19 protein-coding genes are annotated in these 20,170 nt (G+C 42.3%); all 19 read left to right on the forward strand.

Annotated elements, in window-relative coordinates; translation table 11 throughout:
* Positions 1-6 precede the first annotated feature (6 nt).
* On the forward strand, positions 7-1,302 hold the full coding sequence (leuC, locus tag MUF05_01300) for a 3-isopropylmalate dehydratase large subunit (protein ID MCU0665717.1): 1,296 nt from the start codon (positions 7-9) through the stop codon (positions 1,300-1,302).
* Positions 1,303-1,402: 100 nt separating this feature from the next.
* Positions 1,403-1,891, forward strand: coding sequence for a 3-isopropylmalate dehydratase small subunit (locus MUF05_01305; GenBank protein MCU0665718.1), 489 nt, complete (start codon positions 1,403-1,405; stop codon positions 1,889-1,891).
* A gap of 2 nt (positions 1,892-1,893) precedes the next feature.
* Complete coding sequence (locus MUF05_01310) at positions 1,894-2,943, forward strand: 3-isopropylmalate dehydrogenase (protein MCU0665719.1); 1,050 nt, start codon at positions 1,894-1,896, stop codon at positions 2,941-2,943.
* Between the two features lie 18 nt (positions 2,944-2,961).
* Positions 2,962-3,975: an aspartate-semialdehyde dehydrogenase gene (locus MUF05_01315; protein ID MCU0665720.1), complete on the forward strand. Its 1,014-nt coding sequence runs from the start codon at positions 2,962-2,964 to the stop codon at positions 3,973-3,975.
* Positions 3,963-4,712, forward strand: a complete 750-nt coding sequence (gene truA, locus MUF05_01320; protein ID MCU0665721.1) for a tRNA pseudouridine(38-40) synthase TruA — start codon at positions 3,963-3,965, stop codon at positions 4,710-4,712. The genes MUF05_01315 and truA overlap by 13 nt, the downstream gene beginning before the upstream one ends.
* Before the next feature lies 1 nt (position 4,713).
* Complete coding sequence (locus MUF05_01325) at positions 4,714-6,273, forward strand: hypothetical protein (protein MCU0665722.1); 1,560 nt, start codon at positions 4,714-4,716, stop codon at positions 6,271-6,273.
* Entirely contained in the window at positions 6,270-8,132 is a 1,863-nt protein-coding gene (locus MUF05_01330) for a DUF2079 domain-containing protein (GenBank protein MCU0665723.1), read from the forward strand. Before MUF05_01325 ends, MUF05_01330 begins: the two co-directional genes overlap by 4 nt.
* Positions 8,133-8,224: 92 nt before the next feature.
* The gene (gene rplM, locus MUF05_01335) at positions 8,225-8,656 is read left to right on the forward strand and encodes a 50S ribosomal protein L13 (protein MCU0665724.1); all 432 of its coding nucleotides are present in this window, start codon (positions 8,225-8,227) and stop codon (positions 8,654-8,656) included.
* Positions 8,657-8,658: 2 nt separating this feature from the next.
* A complete protein-coding gene (rpsI, locus tag MUF05_01340) occupies positions 8,659-9,054 on the forward strand; it encodes a 30S ribosomal protein S9 (GenBank protein ID MCU0665725.1) in 396 nt (131 codons plus the stop codon).
* A gap of 146 nt (positions 9,055-9,200) precedes the next feature.
* Positions 9,201-10,226, forward strand: coding sequence for an N-acetyl-gamma-glutamyl-phosphate reductase (gene argC / locus MUF05_01345; GenBank protein MCU0665726.1), 1,026 nt, complete (start codon positions 9,201-9,203; stop codon positions 10,224-10,226).
* Complete coding sequence (argJ, locus tag MUF05_01350; GenBank protein MCU0665727.1) at positions 10,223-11,362, forward strand: bifunctional glutamate N-acetyltransferase/amino-acid acetyltransferase ArgJ; 1,140 nt, start codon at positions 10,223-10,225, stop codon at positions 11,360-11,362. Before argC ends, argJ begins: the two co-directional genes overlap by 4 nt.
* A gap of 15 nt (positions 11,363-11,377) precedes the next feature.
* Complete coding sequence (argB, locus tag MUF05_01355) at positions 11,378-12,232, forward strand: acetylglutamate kinase (protein ID MCU0665728.1); 855 nt, start codon at positions 11,378-11,380, stop codon at positions 12,230-12,232.
* Position 12,233: 1 nt separating this feature from the next.
* Positions 12,234-13,415, forward strand: coding sequence for an aspartate aminotransferase family protein (locus MUF05_01360; protein MCU0665729.1), 1,182 nt, complete (start codon positions 12,234-12,236; stop codon positions 13,413-13,415).
* A 48-nt stretch (positions 13,416-13,463) separates the two neighbouring features.
* The gene (gene argF / locus MUF05_01365) at positions 13,464-14,384 is read left to right on the forward strand and encodes an ornithine carbamoyltransferase (protein MCU0665730.1); all 921 of its coding nucleotides are present in this window, start codon (positions 13,464-13,466) and stop codon (positions 14,382-14,384) included.
* Between the two features lie 56 nt (positions 14,385-14,440).
* Positions 14,441-15,622, forward strand: coding sequence for an argininosuccinate synthase (locus MUF05_01370; GenBank protein MCU0665731.1), 1,182 nt, complete (start codon positions 14,441-14,443; stop codon positions 15,620-15,622).
* A gap of 142 nt (positions 15,623-15,764) precedes the next feature.
* A complete protein-coding gene (gene argH / locus MUF05_01375) occupies positions 15,765-17,117 on the forward strand; it encodes an argininosuccinate lyase (protein MCU0665732.1) in 1,353 nt (450 codons plus the stop codon).
* Position 17,118: 1 nt separating this feature from the next.
* The gene (gene lysA, locus MUF05_01380) at positions 17,119-18,396 is read left to right on the forward strand and encodes a diaminopimelate decarboxylase (GenBank protein ID MCU0665733.1); all 1,278 of its coding nucleotides are present in this window, start codon (positions 17,119-17,121) and stop codon (positions 18,394-18,396) included.
* Positions 18,393-19,229 carry a diaminopimelate epimerase gene (gene dapF / locus MUF05_01385; protein MCU0665734.1) on the forward strand — a complete coding sequence of 279 codons (837 nt, stop codon included), beginning with the start codon at positions 18,393-18,395 and terminating at the stop codon, positions 19,227-19,229. Before lysA ends, dapF begins: the two co-directional genes overlap by 4 nt.
* Complete coding sequence (gene dapA / locus MUF05_01390) at positions 19,222-20,097, forward strand: 4-hydroxy-tetrahydrodipicolinate synthase (protein ID MCU0665735.1); 876 nt, start codon at positions 19,222-19,224, stop codon at positions 20,095-20,097. The genes dapF and dapA overlap by 8 nt, the downstream gene beginning before the upstream one ends.
* Positions 20,098-20,170 lie beyond the last annotated feature (73 nt).

Below are 20,170 nucleotides of genomic sequence, written 5' to 3' on the forward strand. Positions count from 1 at the left end.
TGGGTTATGGGCTATACAATAGCTGAAAAAATCTTAATGGCGCACGCCGGAAAAAAGGATATTCATCCGGGTGAGTTTATTGAAGCCAAAGTCGATATCGCTTTAGGCAATGATATTACCGCGCCTTTGGCGATTGAAGAATTTAAGAAGACAGGAGTAAAGAAAGTATTCGATAATAAGAAAATAGTTCTGGTGCCGGATCATTTTGCCCCTGCTAAAGATTTAAAAAGCGCCAATCAATGCAAAATTCTGGCTAATTTTGCCCAAGAGCAAAAGATCAAGAATTATTTTGAGGTAGGTTGTATGGGCATAGAGCATGCCCTCTTGCCGGAAAAAGGGATAGTCGGGCCCGGATATTTGGTGATCGGGGCCGATTCTCATACCTGTACCTATGGGGCCTTAGGCGCTTATGCTACTGGGGTTGGCTCAACGGATTTAGCGCGCGCTTTCATAGACGGGGAATGCTGGTTTAAAGTTCCGGCATCGGTTAAATTTGTTTATAAAGGAAAATTAAAGAAGTGGGTTGGCGGGAAAGACCTTATACTTTTTACTATTGGGCAGATCGGTGTTGATGGGGCCCTGTACAAAGCAATGGAATTTACCGGCCCTGTTATAGATAAGCTTCCCATGGATGATCGTTTTTCTATGTCAAATATGGCCATAGAAGCCGGAGCCCGGGCAGGGTTGATTAACCCGGACGAGATTACTTTAAGTTATATGGAAGAAAGTCAAAAGTCAAAAGTCAAAAGTCAAAAGTTCAGAGCAAAAGTTAAAAGCTTAAGATCAGATGATGATGCTGTATATGAGAAAGTTTATGATTGGGATGTGAGTAATTTAGAGCCGCAGGTCGCCTGTCCGCATTTACCAAGCAACACTAAACCTGTGGGAGAGTTGAGTAATATTACTGTTGACCAGGTAGTCATTGGTTCTTGCACTAACGGCAGGATTGCTGATTTGCGCACCGCAGGCAAGATTCTAAAGGGCAAGAAAATAAAACCTGGTTTGCGTTTGATTGTTATCCCGGCAACCCAGAAAATCTATCTGGAAGCAGTCCAAGAGGGTTTGGCAGAAATATTTGTCAAAGCAGGCGGGGTTTTCTCTACGCCTACCTGCGGCCCGTGTTTAGGCGGACATATGGGTATTTTAACTGAAGGCGAAAGGTGCCTGGCCACAACCAATAGAAATTTTATTGGCAGGATGGGGCATCCTAAATCCGAGGTTTATTTGTCAAGCCCCGCGGTCGCCGCCGCAGCGGCAGTTACAGGAAGGATTACGCATCCCGAAGAAATAAATAAACAATAACCAATACCCAAATCTGTTTGGTCAATTGGTTATTGATTATTGGGTATTGTTTGGTGTTTCCAGATTTGGTGTTTGGTGATTAAATAAACAGGTATAGCTAATGATTATTAAAGGTAACGCTCATAAATTTGGTGATGACATTAATACCGATGATATTATTGCCGCTAAGTATTTGGTGACTACAGATGCCAAGGAATTAGGCAGCCGCTGTATGGAAACTATCCAGCCGGATTTTGTGAAAAAAGTCAAAGAAGGCGATATTATTGTTGCCGGGAAGAATTTCGGATGCGGCTCTTCAAGAGAGCACGCCCCATTGGCAATTAAAGGATGCGGGATAAAAGCAGTGATTGCCAAAAGTTTCGCCGGAATATTCTTTAGAAACGCCATTAACATAGGATTGCCATTCTTAGAATCAGAAGCTGTTGAAGAATTAAAACAAGGTGATTTGCTGGAAATAGATCTATCAAGCGGGGTAATTAAGAATTTAACTGAAGGTAAAGATTATAAGGCCCAAGGTTTCCCGCAGTTTTTGCAGGATATCGTTAAACATGGCGGGCTTTTAAATTATGTAACAAAGAAAGGCAGATAGGTATGCATAAAATAGCGGTAATACCCGGAGACGGCACCGGGCCAGAGGTTGTGCGTGAAGGCTTGAAGGTTTTGGAAGAGGCTTCCAAGAAATTTGGTTTTGCATACGAAACCAAGACTTTTGATTTTGGAGCAGCAAGATACCTGAAATCCGGCAAGACCATTGATGATAATGATATTGTTGAACTGAAGAAGTATTCGGCAATTTTCTTAGGCGCTATTGGGCATCCGGATGTAAAACCCGGAATACTTGAAACAGGGATATTATTGAAGCTTCGTTTCGCGCTTGATCAATATATCAACCTGCGCCCGGTGAAATTGTATAATCCTGATTTTTGCCCTTTGAAGGATAAAAAGCCAGAGGATATAGATTTTGTGGTAGTAAGGGAAAATTCTGAAGGGCTTTACAAGGGCATGGGTGAGTTTCAGAATAAAGGCACAAAAGATGAAGTGGCGATCCAGCTTTCCTATAATACCAAGAAGGGCGTGGATAGGTGTCTTCGCTATGCCTTTGATTATACCAGAGCCAGAAACAAGAGAAAGAAACTTACGCTTTGCGGAAAGACTAATGTTTTAACTTACGCCTGGGATCTTTGGGAACGCAGCTTTTATGAGGTAGCAAAAGAATACCCGGATGTTACTGTTGATTATGCCCACGTGGATGCCACGACTATGTGGTTTGTAAAGAATCCGGAATGGTTTGATGTGATTGTTACCGACAACATGTTTGGCGATATTATCACGGATTTAGGCGCGATGATCCAGGGAGGCATGGGTATTGCCGCCGGAGGCAATATTAATCCCCAAGGCGTCTCTATGTTTGAGCCTATTGGCGGAAGCGCCCCTAAATATACCGGGAAAGACGTGATTAACCCATTGGCGGCAATCTGCGCCTGTGGCATGATGCTTGAGTCATTGGGAGAAACAAAAGCCGCTCTGGCGATAGAAAAAGCGGTGATTAAAATTGTCGCGGAGAAATTAAAAAGCCTTGCCGCAGGTAAAATGGGGTATTCTACAAGTCAAATCGGTGATATGGTGGCAGAGCGCCTTTAAAATATTTAGGAGAGAAAGATGAAAAAGTATAATGTCGCAGTAGTGGGGGTTGGCGTAGTAGGCCTTGAAATGTTAAAGGTCCTCGGCCAGCGTAATTTTCCTGTCGGCCATTTAAAGGTATTAGCGCGTTCCGCGCGTGAAATAGAGCTGGATGGGCGTAAATATTCCGTGGAGGCGATTTCATCGGATTCTTTTAAGGGGGTAAATATTGCTTTATTCGCCGGCACCGAAGGCGAAAAAGGCGCGGCAGTTACTTATGCCAAGGATGCCATTAAGCATGGCGCGGTTGTGATTGATAATGGAGCAGATTTTCGTATGGACCCAAAAGTTCCTTTGGTCGTGCCGGAGGTAAACGCTAAAGATGCCAAGAAGCACCACGGTATTATCGCAAATCCTAATTGTTCTACTATCCAGATGGTCGTAGCCTTGGCGCCTATTTATAAAAAGGCCGGGATCAAAAGGGTCATCGTTACCACTCTTCAGGCGTCCAGCGGCGCAGGAAGAGGTGCGGTTGAGCAATTAAAGGATGAGGTTTCTCTTATTTCCGGAGTGGGGTTTGGCAATGTGCATGTAAATACAGAGAACAAGGCTATGCCGCAGCAGTTGGCATATAATGTTTTTCCTCATATCGGCAGTTTCGCGGAACTGGATTACACAAGTGAAGAATGGAAGCTTGTCAAAGAAACCCATAAGATCATGCATGATGATTCCATTAATATTTCCGCTACTACCGTGCGTGTTCCGGTTAGGACCGGGCACTCCGAATCCATATATATAGAAACAGAGAAAACTGTATCTGCGGAAAAGGCAAGAGATATTTTAACCAAGGCTGCGGGGATAAAAGTTATTGATGACCCTAAAAATAATCTGTATCCCATGCCTAAAGATGTTGAAGGCAAAGATGAAACCTTTGTCGGGCGCATCCGTAAAGACCCGTTTGTGAAAAATGGGCTATGGCTTTGGGTTGTCGCGGATAATTTGCGCAAAGGCGCAGCCACCAATGCGGTGCAGATCGCAGAATGCCTGATTTAAAACGTAATCTCAGGATACTTTTAGAATACGACGGTACGCGTTATCAGGGCTGGCAAAAACAAAAACACACCCAAGATACTATCCAGCAGGTTTTAGAGGCTGCCCTGCAAAAGCTTTTTAAGCAAAAAATAGCAGTTTATTCTTCCGGAAGAACCGACGCTGGAGTCCACGCTTTAAACCAAACCGCAAATTTTATCGTCAGCACAAAAATACCCAATAAAAGGATTTTATTAGGCGTTAACGCGTTTTTGCCTAAAGACATCGTGGTTAAAAAAGTAACCGATGCGCCTTCTTCTTTTCATAGCCGTTTTTCCTGCCGTTACAAAACTTACCGTTATGCTATCGTTAATCGTCATTATCACGCGGCTTTGGCCAGGCATTATAGTTACTTGTATCCCTGGAAACTGGATCTTGAGTTTATGCGCAAAGAATCCAAGGCGCTTATCGGCAGGCACGATTTCCGTTCGTTTTGCAGCTCAAATACGCTTAAGCAAAATTGCGTTAGAACCATAAAGAAGATCGCTATAACAAAGGATAAAGATAAAGTGTATATAGATGTACAAGCCGATGGATTCCTTTATAATATGGTGCGAAGTATTGTCGGGACACTTCTTCTTGCGGGAAGGGGTAAGTTAAAAAGAGGGCGTTTATTAGAGATATTGAAATCAAAAGACAGGAAAAAAGCCGGGCCGGTTGTTCCGGCAAAAGGCTTATGCCTTATCAGAGAGCAATATTAACATGCCAAAAAGGAATTTATATTTTCTAGATTGGGATTATTTTTCTTGCGTGATGATAGCGCTTTTTTTTACCATGCAAGTTGTGCGCTGGCAGATTTTGCCGCAATTCATGGATATCTATTATCATCTGCATACTGCGTGGGGTTTTTTGCAGGCAGGCGGCTATAGCGGCTGGGATTTCTGGCAGTATGCCCCATATGGCCGGGAGCATATCTATCCGCCATTTTTCCATATTATCTTAGCTATATTCATGAAACTTGGCGTAAAAGCAATGATCTTAGCCAAAGTCCTTGAAATTACCGTTACAATATTTTTCTTTCTTTCTCTATGGTTGTTCACTAAGAGGAATTTCTCAAGCCGCGTGGGGTTTTTTAGCCTCTTGGTTAGTGTTTCTTCGTATTCTTTCTTGCCTAGCCTTACCAACCATCTGCCAGCGACTGTTGCCTTGATCTTGGGGCTTTGGGCGATGGATGCGCTTTTAAGCAAGAGGTTTATTTTAGCAATTGTTTTCTTAACCTTATGTTTTTATACGCATATCGGTGCCTCATTCTTTATGGCCGCGGCAATTCTTATTTTTAGCTTTTTAAATAAAGGATACAGGAAAATGTCCTGGTTTATTTTATTTTCTGCTTTCATCTTAAGCCTGCCTATTTTAATTAAAGAAATACTTGTTTCCAGGCATATATCCAGCATGGGGTTTAATTTAAATGAAAGGTATAATTGTGAAATTAAAATAATAGAATACATAATGGCTTGTTTTGGAGTATATCTTTCGTTTAAGATGAAGAATAAAAATAATCTGACCGGCTTTTGTCTTTTTGCCGCAAGCCTTATTTTTGTTTCTTATCCTTACCGGCTTTTTTCCGCGGAGGGCTATTTGGGGGTGGTCTTGCCAGCTTCTTTGGCCTTAGATTTTATATATCAGAAAATACGCCAGGATTTTAAGATGCCAAGGATGATTTCTCTGGGCGTTATTCTAATCTTTGTCTTAATCTCTCCGTCTTTCTTGATCAGGCGCACTGTTGATACGCGAGGGGAAACTTTTTATAGAGTAAAACCATTTAATTCTGCCCTAAGCGCTATGCTGATTCCGGCGCTTAATAAACCCGCCGGCCTTTGGTTCCCGGAACATTATTCTTTTGCCGCGGACTGGATAAGGGCTAATTCTTCAGAAACTGATATTATTTATTGCTCTATTAACTGCGCGGGAGTTGCTTTGGCAGCTTTATCCGGCAGGCCTACTTCAAACGCGCTTTTGCCGGAAATCGGGCCAGTTAATCCGCAGGATCCATTTTTGTTCTCAAGGGTTATTGTTTTAGCTAAAGATGAACAAGATGAATATGTCCAATATGTAAAAGAGAAGTATTCGCTGGTTAAGTCCGGGGAAGATAAACTTTTCCCTTTCTATATGAATAATAAGCCGTTGGGTAAATATTCTAAAAGGCCGGCCGCAGTCAGTTTCACGGTTATTTATCTTCTTTTATTTTTAGCTATTTTTTTATCAATAGCCTCCCGCAGGCTGGAAAGATTTCTTAGGCAAAAATCAGGCATATTAATATGAAAAAGTATGTATTGGGTATTTTCTTATCTTATGTGTTTTTATTCTCCTGCGTGGCGTATTTAAAATACAGGGCGTTTCTTTACAATGACATTGATCTTACAGGCATGATGCTTGTTTTAAGTAACATGGCGCGGGGAAACTGGTTTTCTTCTTCTTATGGAACAGCTACTTTGTTTGGAGGCGGGCACATCCCGCTTACCAATTCTATCTTTCATCTTTCGTTTATTAATTTTATTTTCCTGCCGTTTTACATGCTTTTTACCTCATCTGTTTTTTTGCTTATTTTGCAGGTGTTATTTATAGGCTCTGGGATTATCGGGGTATATCTTATCGCCAAACACGTGCTTGGCGATAAGTGGGCGCTGTACATAGCTTTGCTCTACGCGGTTTACCCCGCGGTAAATTATATTAATCTTTATGAGGCGCATTATATCGCTTTTAGCATACCGCTACTTTTGTTCATGTTTTATTTTTACCTTCAAAGCCGTTACGGCCTATTTGTTTTATTCATGTGTTTATCTTTATCTTGCAGGGAAGATGTGGCGTTGGCGGTGTTGGGCATGGGCGCATACTTATTGTTGCGTTCCACGAAAAAAAACGGCCCGCCTCTGAAGTGGGCGGCAACTGCTTTCAGCATAACAGCGGTTTTTATTTCCGCGTTCTTCTGGGCGGAGCATTCTTCTAAGAATGCCTTATCGTGCAATCCGGCAATGGTTAATTTTAGCTCAGCGTCTTTTTATAACTGGATGGGGGATTCTTGGCGGGAAGTGTTCAATAATTTCTCTACCCGTTCGGGTTATATCTTTGAGAATATTTTTACCGCGCATAAAATTAAATACTTGATGCAGCTTTTTTCTCCCTGTTTATTTATTTGTTTCTTGGATGTTTCTTTTATCATGGTTTTAGCCGGGCTCCCTCAAGTTTTGCTTTCAAGCTGGCAGTTTCACTCTGACATACATTATCAGCATGCTTCAATTGTGGTACCGTTTATTTTTATTTCTTTTATTTTTGGCATAAATAAGATTATAAATTTACGGATAAATATTCTGATCAAGAAAGCGGTTTTTTTCTTTGTGGTAGTAATAGGGGTGGGGCTGGCTTTATATATTGGCCCGTTGCCTATGTTATTATCTGGCCTGGCGGATTTGCGAAAAGCAGCTTTTTCTGATTATTCCCGGATAAAAGAATCATTGGTTAAGCTTGTCCCGGATGAAGAGCCGTTAATCAGCACCTTTTCTTTATCCAATCATCTTATAAAGCGCAGTGTTTTAGTCCCGTTTCACACCTTTACCTACAAAAAAGCTTTAGCTTATATTCCGAAAGCTCAAGAATGTACCGCAGCTATAGTAGATTTTGAGGATGCCTTGACGTTTCACCCTGTTTTTTATAATGCCGCGAAAGGTCTTTTTAAAAAGTGTTTCTTTGTCCAGTCCAAAGACTGGGGACTTGTGCAGAGTATAAATAATATCGCTGTCTACAGGAAAGGGGTTTCGGGCGGCGGCGGGTTAGTAGAGATTTTAGGCCTTAAGCCGGAATTTAAAGACCCCGCAAACGGTGATCTAAGGGTGCTGAAGTATGATGTTTCTAAGGTTGTGATCGCGGGTTTTCCTTGCCTTAAAGTAAGCTTTGACCTTCTTAAGAACCGCAATACAGACTTAGATTACCTGCCCGGGCTTCAAATTGTGAATAAGAAATGCGAAGAATTCAGATTTTACTTTATTGCTTCTCACAGATTGTATCCTTTCCGCGGTTACAAGGATGGGCAGCTTGTCAGGACCAGGGCCAACGTTTTTGTGCCGGCAGGCTTTAGGGATCCTGATGCCAGAATCAACCTTTTTTTTGAGAAAATTAATCATTAAAAATATTTGACTAAATACAAAAATATGATATACTTATCCTTTCCATAAAACAGGTATGTAAAGAGGGTATGAAAGAGCAGGGGATTAAAATGTTGAAGACTTATATGGCAAAGAAGCAGGAAGTTAAGAGAAAATGGTATCTTATAGACGCCAAGGATAAGATCTTGGGCCGGGTAGCGACCAAGGCTGCCACTATTCTAAGGGGCAAGCATAAAACTATTTATACCCCCCATGTTGATACAGGCGATTATGTGATTATTACCAACGCATCTTTAGTTAAGGTAACCGGCCGCAAGATGAGCGATAAGATCTACCGCAGGTATTCCGGCTATCCGGGAGGCTTAAGAGAGGTTACATTGGATACAATGTTAACCAAAAGGCCTGCCACGGTAATGCAGTTAGCGGTTCAACGCATGCTTCCGGCAGGATCATTGGCTAAGCAGATGGTCAAAAAGCTTAAAATTTATGCTGATGGTAAGCATGCTTTTGAAGGCCAGAAAATAGAAGTTTTGGAGGTTAAATAAGCATGGAACAGAAAGAAAAATATCCCGCAACAGGAAGAAGAAAAGAAGCAACCGCCAGGGTCCAGCTTATTCCGGGCAAGGGCTTGATCAGGGTGAATAAAAGGGCTTTTGAAGATTATTTTAAGCGTGAGACTGACAGGATCATCGTGCAGCAGCCGCTTACCACAACCAATACCTTCAGTAAATACGATGTGTTGGCTAATATAGCCGGCGGTGGCTTAACCGGGCAGGCAGGGGCTTTAAGGCATGCTATTTCAAGGGCGCTTCTTTTGGTTGAGCCGTCATTAAAGGAATTATTAAGGAAAAGCGGATTTTTAACCCGCGACCCGCGCATGAAGGAAAGAAAGAAATACGGGCAGAAAGGGGCACGCAAGCGCTTCCAGTGGACTAAACGTTAAAGAAACATCGCTTTTATATGATCCCGCCAGGCCTTCAGTGCCCGGCGGGATTTTTTTTATTCTACGACGGATAAAATGCTTGACGCATAGTTATTTTTGCCTTATTATGTTAGCATTATCGACTAAGAAGAGAAAGGTTTTACAATATGATCAATGCCGGAATTGTCGGGGCAAGCGGTTATACCGGAGAAACCCTTTTAGGTATTCTTCTGAAGCACCCCTTTGTGCGCTTAAGTTATCTTTCCCGGGGCCAGGATAAAGAACAGAAGATATCTGAGCTGTTTCCTAAATTTGAGAAAATAAGCGGCCTCTCCTGCGGGCCGACGGATATCAAGCAAATAAAAGAAAAATGCGATGTGGTTTTCTTGGCTATGCCGCATACCGCTTCCATGAGCCTGGTGCCGAAGCTTATTTCTTGCGGCAAAAAGGTCATAGATTTAAGCGCGGATTATCGCATAACCGATTATAGGCTTTACGAGAAATCTTATCAGGTTAAGCATACGGATAAGGCCAATTTAAAGCAGGCAGTTTACGGACTGCCGGAGCTTTATCGCAATAAAATAAAAACCGCCAGTTTAATCGCCAACCCCGGATGTTATCCCACAGCGGCAGTTTTGGCATTAGCGCCGCTTTTGGGCCTTGGGGTTATAGAAAAAGACAATATTATTATAGACGCTAAGTCCGGGATAAGCGGCGCAGGGAAGAAAATGTCGGAGGGATTTTTGTTTAACGAGGCCAATGAGGATTTTAAGGCCTATAAGGTAAACAGCCATCAGCATGCTCCGGAGATAAATCAGATCTTGTCACGGCTGACAGGCAGGAAGACAGAAATTATTTTTGTGCCGCATCTTTTGCCTTTGTATAGGGGGATATTGGAAACTATATATGTAAAGAGGTCGGAAGTCAGAGGTCGGAAGTCAAAAGGCAATATAATCGAGTTGTATAAGAAATTCTATAAGGATGAGCCGTTTGTCAGGATTAAGAAGGACGCGGAATTCCCGCGCCTAAAAGATGTGCAGGGGACAAATTTCTGCGATATCGGGATAAAGGATTGCGGAAGTAATATTATTATTATTTCTGCTATTGATAACCTGATCAAGGGGGCTTCTGGACAGGCAGTGCAGAATATGAATATTATGTATAACTTTCCTCAAGAGACCGCGCTTCTATGATAAAGTTTTATTCAAAAGCTATTCTTCCGGCTGGATTCAAGGCCAATGCTGTTTCTTGCGGGCTGAAGAAAAGCGGCAAGCCGGATTTGGCTTTTTTCTATTCCAATGTTCCGGCAAAGGCAAGCTGTGTGTTTACCTCTAATACCCTAGCGGCAGCGCCAGTTATTTTATCCCGTAGGTTTCTTAAAGAAAATAAGTCTGGCTATTATGGGATCATTGTTAATAGCGGCAATGCCAATTGTTTTACCGGTAAAAACGGCATGCAGGATGCCTTGAACATGGCCTCTTATTCTGCGCAGAATTTGGGGGTAGATAAAGAAAGTGTCCTTGTTGCTTCTACCGGTATTATTGGCAAGAGACTTGATATTGCTAAAATCAAAAAGGCGCTGCCTAATTTAATTGGCGGCTTATCGCTTCGCGGCATGGATTTTGCCAAGAAGGCGATTATGACTACTGATACTTTTGCCAAAGAGGTTACCGCGGTAATAAATATTGGCAAAGAAAAGGTTGCTATCTGTGCAATAGCCAAAGGCGCGGGGATGATCGCTCCGGACATGGCGACGATGCTCTGTTTTATTTTTACTGACGCGGATATCAAACAAAAAACATTGGATAAAAGCTTGGCGCGTGCTATAGAGAAATCTTTTAATTGTATAAGCGTTGATGGGTGCATGAGCACGAATGACAGCGTTATGGTTTTGGCTAATGGTTGTTCTTGTAGAGTAGATAAAAATAAGAGATCATTGGAGTTATTTAGCCAAGCGCTGGATAAGGTATGCCTGGAATTAGCCAAGATGATTGTCAAAGACGGCGAAGGGGCAACTAAATTCATTCAGATTGATGTAACAGGCGCATCCTCGGGAAAAGAAGCAAAGGTCGCAGCTTTAGCGATTGCTAATTCCGCGTTATTTAAAACCGCGATGTATGGGTGTAATCCTAATTTTGGCAGGGTTGTATCTGCGGTTGGTTCTTGCGGGATAAAAGTTGATGAAGCTAAGTTGCAAGTTAAGTTAAGCCCGCTTGATCAAAAGAATATCAAGGTGTCAGTTGATTTAGGAAAAGGCAAGGCAAAAAGCACTGTTTATACCTGCGATATGACGCCTGCTTATGTTAGAATAAACGCAGAATATAATTAATCGGAAAGGGATATTATGGAAGAAGCAATTAGAAAGGCGCATGTTTTAATCGAGGCATTGCCATATATCAAGAGGTTCCATAAGAAAACCATAGTGATAAAATACGGCGGCAGTATTTTAGGCGATGATAAGATCCGCCACGCAGTATTGGAAGATATAGTTTTTTTGAATTTTATGGGCTTGCGCCCGGTTTTAGTGCATGGCGGCGGGCCAAATATAAGCGAGCGCATGCGTTCTACCGGGAAGAAAGCGGAATTTGTAGAAGGTATGCGCGTAACTGATAAAGAAACCCTTGAAGTCGTGGAAGAAGAATTGCGCAAGCTAAACGATATGATCGTTGAGGAAATAATCGCTATGGAGGCAAAGGCTGTAGGCTTAAACGGCAAGAATGATATTATACAGGCGGTGAAGAAACAGGCGGCAGTGGATTTAGGTTTTGTCGGAGATATTAAATCCGTAAACCCGGAACATATTTTAGATGCTTTGCGTTCTGATAAAATCCCGGTTATTTTGCCCATGGGCAAAGGAAGCGATAAGCATACCTATAATATCAATGCTGATGAAACCGCATCCCAGGTAGCCTGTTTTCTTAAGGCGGAGAAACTGGTGCTTTTAACTAACGTCAAAGGCATTATGCGTAATTCCGAAGACGCGCATTCTTTTATCTCCACAATTACTACCCGCGAGGTTGAGGGTTTGATAAAAGAAAATATCATCCAGCAGGGCATGATACCTAAGGTCAATGCCTGTATCCAGGCATTGCAAGCAGGGGTTAAGAAGACGCATATTATTGACGCCAGGACCCAGCATGCATTGTTGCTTGAAATCTTCACTGATCAGGGCATTGGAACAGAAATAATACAGGAGTAATATGAAGTTAGAGGAAGTATTTCAATCTTACAGCGATTTTATAATGCCTACTTACGCTAAAACCCCGCTTGTCTTTGTCAAGGGCAAGGGCAGTTTTCTTTGGGATATCCATAGCAAGAAATATTTGGATTTTTTCCCGGGATGGGGCGTAGGAAGCATGGGCCATTGCCATGCTAAGGTGGTGCAGGCGATAAGGGAGCAGGCCGCGAAACTTATTTTTGTGCCTAATAATTATTATACCCTGGCGCAGGCAAAGTTAGCAAAAAAACTTGTTAGTTTAGCCTTTCCCTCTAAAGTATTTTTCTGCAATTCTGGGGCTGAAGCCAATGAAGCCGCGATAAAGTTTAGCCGTAAGTTCGGCAATGGAAGATATGAGATCATAACCTTTCAGGATTCTTTCCACGGGCGCACCGCTGGGGCATTGGCTGCCACGGGCCAGAAAAAATATCAAGAAGGTTTTCAGCCGCTTTTATCAGGCTTTAAGCTGGCGCAGTTTAATAATTTAGATTCGGTGAAATCTCTGATTAATCCCGATACGGTTGCGATTATGTTGGAGCTTATCCAGGGAGAGGGCGGAGTTAACGTTGCCGGTTTAGATTTTATCAAGGCCTTAAGGGAAATTTGCGACCAGAATAAGCTTCTTTTGATCGTGGACGAAGTGCAAACTGGGATTGGCAGGACGGGGAAGTTTTTTGCTTATCAGCATTATGGGATAATCCCTGATATAATTACTTTAGCCAAGGCCTTAGGCGCAGGTTTGCCGATAGGGGCTATGTTAGTCAAAAAAGAAATTGCTGATATATTAACATCCGGAACACACGCTTCTACTTTTGGCGGGGGTGCGGTAGTTTGCGCCTCAAGCCTGGCGGTTTTAAAGGCCATGCGCGATGAAGATATTCTTAGTAATGTGCGTGATGCAGGGGAATATCTTTTTGAGATGGCTTTTAAGTTAAAGGAAAAATATAATATTATCCAAGATGTCAGAGGCAGGGGATTGATGCTAGGCATACAGCTTAAATGCCCGGGTAAGGATATTGTTGCAAAATGCATGCAGAAGGGGCTTCTTATTAATTGCACGCATGATACAGTATTACGGTTAATGCCGGCCCTTAATGTTACCAAGAAACAGATAGGCCAGGGGATGAGAATATTAGAAGACGTAATTAAGAAAGCGAAAAGTTAAAAGCGTAAAGCGAAAAGCGAAAAAATAAAACAAATACGAGGCAAAGACATGAAAAAAGATTTAATTTCCATAAAAGATTTATCATCTGCAGAGATAAATCAGCTTTTTGATTTGACTGCGCAATTAAAAAGGAACAAGAATAAATTCTCTCGGGTTTTAAGCGGAAAGACTTTGGCCCTGATTTTCCAAAAGCCCTCAAACCGCACGCGGGTTTCTTTTGAAGTGGGGATGTATCAGCTGGGAGGAAATTCCATATATTTATCCCCGGGAGAGATAAACCTTGGGGTCAGGGAATCTATCCCGGATGCGGCTAAAACTCTTTCCCGTTATGTGGATGGGATTGTTTTAAGGACTTTTGCGCATAAAAACGTGATTGAATTGGCTAAATATGCGGATATCCCTGTAATAAACGGTTTATCGGATTTTTCTCATCCCTGCCAGGCGCTGGCGGATATCTATACGGTTGTTGAGAAATTAGAAAATGTGAAGGGAAAAACCTTAGCTTATGTGGGCGACGGAAACAATGTTTGTAATTCGCTTTTATTTATTTGCGCCAAGACCGGCATGAACATTAATGTTGCTGCGCCTGTTGGCTATAAGCCTGATAGAGCGGTGGTGGAGCAAGCAGAAAATATCGCCCTGCCCAATAAAAGCAAAGTTAGCATTTTTAGCGATCCCTTAAAGGCTGTTAAGGGCTCGGATGTTATTTATACCGATGTTTGGACCAGCATGGGGCAGGAAAAAGAGGCCTTAAACAGGCTCAAGGCTTTTAAAGGCTTTCAGATTAATCAGCGGCTTTTGGCGCATGCCAAGAAGGGTGTCCTTGTTATGCATTGCCTGCCCGCGCACAGAGGCGAGGAAATTACCGGAGAAGTTATGGACAGCAAAAATTCAGTAGTTTTTGATCAGGCGGAAAACCGCATGCACGTGCAGAAAGCAGTGTTGATTAAACTGTTAAAACAGCTGTAAGCTGTAAGCTATAAGCTGTAAGCTGAAGACTGATAGCTGACAGCTGGAAAGGTCTTATGAAGAAAGTTGTATTAGCTTATTCGGGCGGTTTAGACACTTCTTGTATCGTGCGTTGGCTAAAGGATAAGGGTTATGAAGTTATTTGTTTTACCGCGGATTTGGGCCAGGGTTTAGGCAGCGGCGAGGATTTATCGGCAATTGAAAAAAGAGCATACGCTGCCGGGGCAAGCAAGTTCTTTATTAAAGACCTGCAGGATGAATTTGTCCGGGATTTTGTTGCTCCAGCCTTAAAGGCCAATGCCATATATGAAGGCAAATACCTTTTGGCTACCGCATTAGGCAGGCCTTTAATTGCCAAGCATCTGGTAGAGTTGGCGCATAAAGAAAAGGCTCAGGCAATCGCCCATGGCTGTACCGGCAAAGGCAACGATCAGGTCAGGCTTGAAGTTGCCGCTTCTATACTGGATCCCAAGCTTGAGATTATCGCCCCGGTGCGTGATTGGGAATTTAAATCCCGCGAAGAAGAAATAGACTACGCGCTTAAAAATAGCATTCCGATAGATGTTACCAAAAAAAAGCCTTACAGCATTGACCGCAATATTTGGGGGATCAGCATTGAGTCCGGGATATTAGAAAATTTGCAGCAGGAGCCACCGGAGGATGCGTATCTTATCACTAAGACTCAAAGCGGCGGTTCCAGCTATCCTAAATACATAGAAATTTATTTTGAAGATGGAGTGCCTAAGAAAATAGAAGGCAAAAGTTATAAATTAAAAGATCTGATCAGCCAGCTTAATGAAACCGGCGGCGCCTATGGCGTGGGCAGGTCGGATGTGATTGAAAACCGCCTTGTGGGCATTAAGTCCCGGGAAATTTATGAAGCCCCTGCTGCGACAATGCTTCATATCGCGCATCGCGAGCTGGAGTCGCTTGTTCTGGATAGAGAGTTGGCGCATTTTAAAGAAATAATCGCTTTAAAATATTCAGAGCTTGTCTATTACGGCTTATGGTATTCTCCTTTAAAAGAGGCGCTCGATGGCTTTATTGAATCTACCCAAAAATTGGTAACCGGTTCAATAAAGTTGAAGCTTTTTAAGGGCAGCTGTGTTGCGGTAGGCAGGTCTTCTAAAAATTCTTTGTATAGAAAAGAATTAGCTACATACGGGAAAGAAGATAAGTTTGATCAAAAGTTAGCAGAAGGTTTTATTAAGATTTGGGGAATGCCGTATAAGAGATGAAAAAAATGGGTGAGGTTGTATAAGGTTACATGAGGTTAAATGATGTTACATGAGGTTGCAAAAAGCTTTAAAGCAACTTCATGTAACCTTCGGTAACTTCATGCAACTTTAATTAACCTTATAATTACGGAGGTTTTTATACATGGCTAAGAAATTATGGGGGGGAAGGTTTAAGAAGCAGATAGACGCTGATTTCTATAATTTCCAGAAGTCTATTCAGTATGACTATAAGCTTGCTGAATATGATATCTACCACTCCATGATCCATATCAATGCCCTGGCGCATACGGGAGTGTTAAACCCTTCTGAAGCCAAGAGACTGCGGGCGGGATTAAGCGCGGTTCTTTCGGAGGTTAAAAGCGGCAATTTTAAATATGACCCTGCCTGCGAAGATATCCATACTTATATTCAGAATAAACTTGAAAGCAAGGTAGGGGAAGTCGCGCTTAAAATGCACAGTTTTCGTTCCAGAAATGATCAGGTGGTTTTTGATGAAAAATATTATTGCCTTTCGCAGGGATCAAGGATATTTAAACTCTTAACAGAGTTAAAAAAGTCGTTTTTATGGCTTGCTAACGCTTATAAGTATGATTATTTTGTTGGTTATACCCATACCCAGCGGGCGCAGATCGTGAAATTTTCTGATTATCTGCTCAGCTTCCTGGAAATGTTTAATCAGGACGCAGAGAGGCTTCAGATATATCTGGATAATCTGAAGGTTTATATCGGATCAGGCGCTTTAGCCGGAAGCTTCATCAAGAAAGATGATTATCAGAAGGCGATCAAGGAGTGCGCGGATAAGATCTCACAGGACCTGCCGCTTAGGATATCATCGGCGCACAACTCTTTGAATAACGTCAGCAACCGGGATTTTATCATTGAGCTATTAAGTATCTTTGCTATTTTGCAGATGCATCTGTCGCGTTTAGCCGAGGATTTTATCCTTTATTCCACAAGAGAATTTAATTACCTGAACCTGCCCGAAGAATTTTGCACTGGCTCAAGCTTGATGCCGCACAAGAAGAATCCAGATTTCTTAGAATTGGTACGCGGGTATACCGGTAAAGTATATGGGGATCTGTTTTCCTTATTGACTACGATGAAGGGTTTGCCGCTTACTTATAACCGGGATATGCAGCTTGATAAAGAGCCGCTTTTTTCTTCAACGCAAGTTGTCTTGGAAGAGCTTTTGATCATGTCTAAGTTCGTCAAAAAGGTCACCTTAAACAAAGAAGCTGTTACGCGCGCGCTAGAAGATGAGACTCTTTATGCCACTGAAATCGCGGAATATTTAGTTTCTAAGGGCGTCCCCTTTAGGACTGCGCATGAAATAGTAGGCAAGATCATCCGTTATTGCGAGGATAACAATATAAAGATACAACATTTAAGCGATGACCCTTTAAAGAATTTCTCGCAGTATTTGAGTTCACAAAAGATCAAGAAAATCTTTGATCCGGGTTATGCCACAAGTTTAAAAAGGTCAACAAAGGATTAAGATGCATTATTTCCAATATAAAAATAACCGCCTTTTTTGCGAAGACGCTGATATCCAGGAGCTGGCTGTTAAACACGGCACTCCGCTGTATCTGTACAGCTATAAGACTTTAGTCGACCACTTTGTGAAATTAACAGATGCCTTCAGTGAAATTGACGCGCTTATTTGTTATTCGGTGAAAGCAAATTCAAACTTAAGCATTCTAAAGGCGCTTGTCAAGAAAGGCGCAGGGCTTGATATAGTTTCAGGAGGAGAATTGTTCCGCGCGCTTCGTGCCGGCTGTCCCCCTGAAAGGATCGTCTATGCATCGGTGGGCAAAACCGCTCAGGAGATAAAACAGGCTTTACAGAAAGGTATTTTATTCTTTAATGTGGAATCTATCCCGGAGCTTGAGAATATTAACCGCATAGCAGGTAATTTAAATAAAACTGCCCGGGTAGCTCTGCGTATCAATCCCGACGTTGAAGCCAAGACCCATAAATACATTACTACCGGAAAACTTACCAATAAATTCGGTATTGACCTTGAAAGCGCGCGCAGGATATTCGGCAGGTCAGCTGAATTTCCTAATCTGCGCATTTGCGGTATTCACATCCACATCGGCTCTCAAATCACTCAAAGCGCTCCGTTTGTGGCGGCGATAAGGAAAATAGCAGTGTTTATCGATTCCTTGAAGAAAGACGGCATTTGTCTGCAGTATTTGAACATTGGAGGGGGTTTAGGCATTGTTTATAATAAAGAAACTCCGCAGACAGCCGCTATATACGCTAGCAAGGTTATGGGTTTGCTTAAGAAGACAGGTTTGAAGATTATTCTGGAGCCGGGAAGGTTTATCGTCGGTAATAGCGGGATATTATTGGCAAAGGTTTTGTATGTCAAAAAAACATTTAAGAAGAATTTTATTATTGTGGATGCGGCAATGAATGACTTGATAAGGCCGGCCCTTTATGAAGCGTATCACGAAATCCTGCCGTTGGTAAGATTTCAAGGTGGAAAGCCAAAAGCCAAAAGTCAAAAGTTTGATGTGGTCGGCCCTATTTGCGAGAGCGGGGATTATTTTGCCAAAGGCCGCCTATTGCCACAAATTAAAGAGGGCGATTATTTGGCGATTATGAGCGCCGGCGCCTATGGTTTTAGCATGTCCAGCAATTATAATTCCCGCTGCCGCGCCCAAGAAGTAATGGTAGTCGGCAAAAAAGATTTTGTGATTAGAAATAGAGAGATTCGCGAGGATCTAATACGTAACGAGAAAATCCCGCAGTTCTTAAGGCGAAAATGAGAAAAATAAAATTTACAAAAATGGTCGCATCTGGTAATGATTTTGTCGTTGTTGATAAGCTTAAAGCTTATAGCTTAAAGCTTAAAGCTTTTTCTAAATCTATTTGTGACAGAAAATATGGAGCTGGGGCTGATGGGCTGCTAATTTTGTCACAGCTTGTATTATCTCATGGCAAGCGTTCCGCTTCCTGCGGTATGCGTATTTTTAATGCCGATGGCTCTGAAGCCCAGATGTGCGGCAATGGGGCTAGGTGCGCGGCGTTGTATTTCAGCTGTCAGCTGTCAGCTGTCAGCTGTCAGCAAAAGATAAAAATAGAAACCAAAGCAGGGGATATACATTCTTTAGTAAACGGTAATAATGTAAAGATTAAATTAACTGATCCCAAAGGTTTAAGATTAAACATTCCAATTAAGCTTAATGGCAGAACGCTTAAGGTTAATTTTATTAATACCGGGGTCCCGCATGCGGTTATTTTTGTGGAGGGCCTTGATAAAATTGACGTGGATAATTTAGGCAGAGCTATTCGTTATCATCAGGTTTTCAAGCCGCAAGGCGCGAATGTAAATTTTGTGGAAGTTTTGAATAATACTTCTATCAGGATAAGGACTTATGAAAGAGGCGTAGAGGGCGAAACTTTAGCCTGCGGTACCGGCTCTGTTGCTTCGGGTTTGCTTACCGCTTACAACTTACCGCTTACAGCTAATATTATAAATGTCCACACCCGGGGCGGCCAGATATTAAAAGTTGATTTTCAAAAATCAGGCGATGGTTTCAAGGATGTCTGGTTAGAGGGCAAAGCAAAAATTGTATACCAAGGAGAATACTATGTTTAGAGGATCAATTGTGGCTATGGTCACGCCATTTAAAGACGAAAAAATTGACGAGAAGAGATTCAGAAGTTTAATTGATTTTCAGATTGAAAACGGCACTTCCGGCATCGTCCCCTGCGGCACTACAGGTGAATCCGCGACATTGTCGGTTAAAGAGCACCAGCGTTTGATTGAATTGGCCATAGAGCAGGTGAATAAGCGCGTGCCGGTAATTGCCGGTACAGGTTCCAACTCTACGGATGAGGCGATCACTTTAACGAAGCACGCTTTTCATGCGGGCGCAGATGCTTCTTTGCAGGTAGCTCCGTATTATAACCGCCCTACCCAGACCGGGTTATACCAGCATTTTAAGAAAATAGCCCAAGCAGTAGATATCCCGATCATTGTTTATAATATTGCTTCCCGCACAGGGGTTAATATCGAGCCGGAAACTATCGCGAAGCTGGCCTCTGAATGTAAGAATATTGTAGGAGTGAAAGAGGCATCCGGAAATCTTGAGCAGATGTCTCGTATCTTAAGTCTTACTCCAGCAGGATTTATTCTTCTTTCAGGAGATGATGCGCTCACACTTCCTGTTTTAAGCATCGCAGGAGCAGGGGTAATTTCTGTGGTGGCTAATATTGTTCCAAAAGATGTTTCCAGGCTGGTAAATGTCTTTGAAGATGGCGACATCCAAAAGGCGCAAGATATGCATTACAAACTTTTTCCGCTTGTCAAAGCTATGTTTATTGAAACAAATCCTATACCGGTTAAAACCGCGATGGGCCTGTTAAAGATGTGTTCACCGGAACTTCGTCTTCCGATGTCAGAAATGCTTCCTGACAATGTAGAGAAACTTAAGAAGGCGTTGAAAAATTACGGGTTATTATAAAGGAAGTTAAATAAGGTTACATGAAGTTACCGTAGGTTAAATTAGGTTGCTTAAAAGCTTTTTGCAACTTCAT

The organism is Candidatus Omnitrophota bacterium (assembly GCA_025453395.1).
Classification (GTDB): Bacteria; Omnitrophota; Gorgyraeia; order Gygaellales; family Profunditerraquicolaceae; genus JAlOQK01.

Bases quoted from the DNA above. Each gene is read 5' to 3' on its own strand.
- leuC (MCU0665717.1), top strand. From the start codon at position 7: ATGGGCTATACAATAGCTGAAAAAATCTTAATGGCGCACGCCGGAAAA.
- MUF05_01305 (MCU0665718.1), top strand. From the start codon at position 1,403: ATGATTATTAAAGGTAACGCTCATAAATTTGGTGATGACATTAATACC.
- MUF05_01310 (MCU0665719.1), top strand. From the start codon at position 1,894: ATGCATAAAATAGCGGTAATACCCGGAGACGGCACCGGGCCAGAGGTT.
- MUF05_01315 (MCU0665720.1), top strand. From the start codon at position 2,962: ATGAAAAAGTATAATGTCGCAGTAGTGGGGGTTGGCGTAGTAGGCCTT.
- truA (MCU0665721.1), top strand. From the start codon at position 3,963: ATGCCTGATTTAAAACGTAATCTCAGGATACTTTTAGAATACGACGGT.
- MUF05_01325 (MCU0665722.1), top strand. From the start codon at position 4,714: ATGCCAAAAAGGAATTTATATTTTCTAGATTGGGATTATTTTTCTTGC.
- MUF05_01330 (MCU0665723.1), top strand. From the start codon at position 6,270: ATGAAAAAGTATGTATTGGGTATTTTCTTATCTTATGTGTTTTTATTC.
- rpsI (MCU0665725.1), top strand. From the start codon at position 8,659: ATGGAACAGAAAGAAAAATATCCCGCAACAGGAAGAAGAAAAGAAGCA.
- argC (MCU0665726.1), top strand. From the start codon at position 9,201: ATGATCAATGCCGGAATTGTCGGGGCAAGCGGTTATACCGGAGAAACC.
- argJ (MCU0665727.1), top strand. From the start codon at position 10,223: ATGATAAAGTTTTATTCAAAAGCTATTCTTCCGGCTGGATTCAAGGCC.
- argB (MCU0665728.1), top strand. From the start codon at position 11,378: ATGGAAGAAGCAATTAGAAAGGCGCATGTTTTAATCGAGGCATTGCCA.
- MUF05_01360 (MCU0665729.1), top strand. From the start codon at position 12,234: ATGAAGTTAGAGGAAGTATTTCAATCTTACAGCGATTTTATAATGCCT.
- argF (MCU0665730.1), top strand. From the start codon at position 13,464: ATGAAAAAAGATTTAATTTCCATAAAAGATTTATCATCTGCAGAGATA.
- MUF05_01370 (MCU0665731.1), top strand. From the start codon at position 14,441: ATGAAGAAAGTTGTATTAGCTTATTCGGGCGGTTTAGACACTTCTTGT.
- argH (MCU0665732.1), top strand. From the start codon at position 15,765: ATGGCTAAGAAATTATGGGGGGGAAGGTTTAAGAAGCAGATAGACGCT.
- lysA (MCU0665733.1), top strand. From the start codon at position 17,119: ATGCATTATTTCCAATATAAAAATAACCGCCTTTTTTGCGAAGACGCT.
- dapF (MCU0665734.1), top strand. From the start codon at position 18,393: ATGAGAAAAATAAAATTTACAAAAATGGTCGCATCTGGTAATGATTTT.
- dapA (MCU0665735.1), top strand. From the start codon at position 19,222: ATGTTTAGAGGATCAATTGTGGCTATGGTCACGCCATTTAAAGACGAA.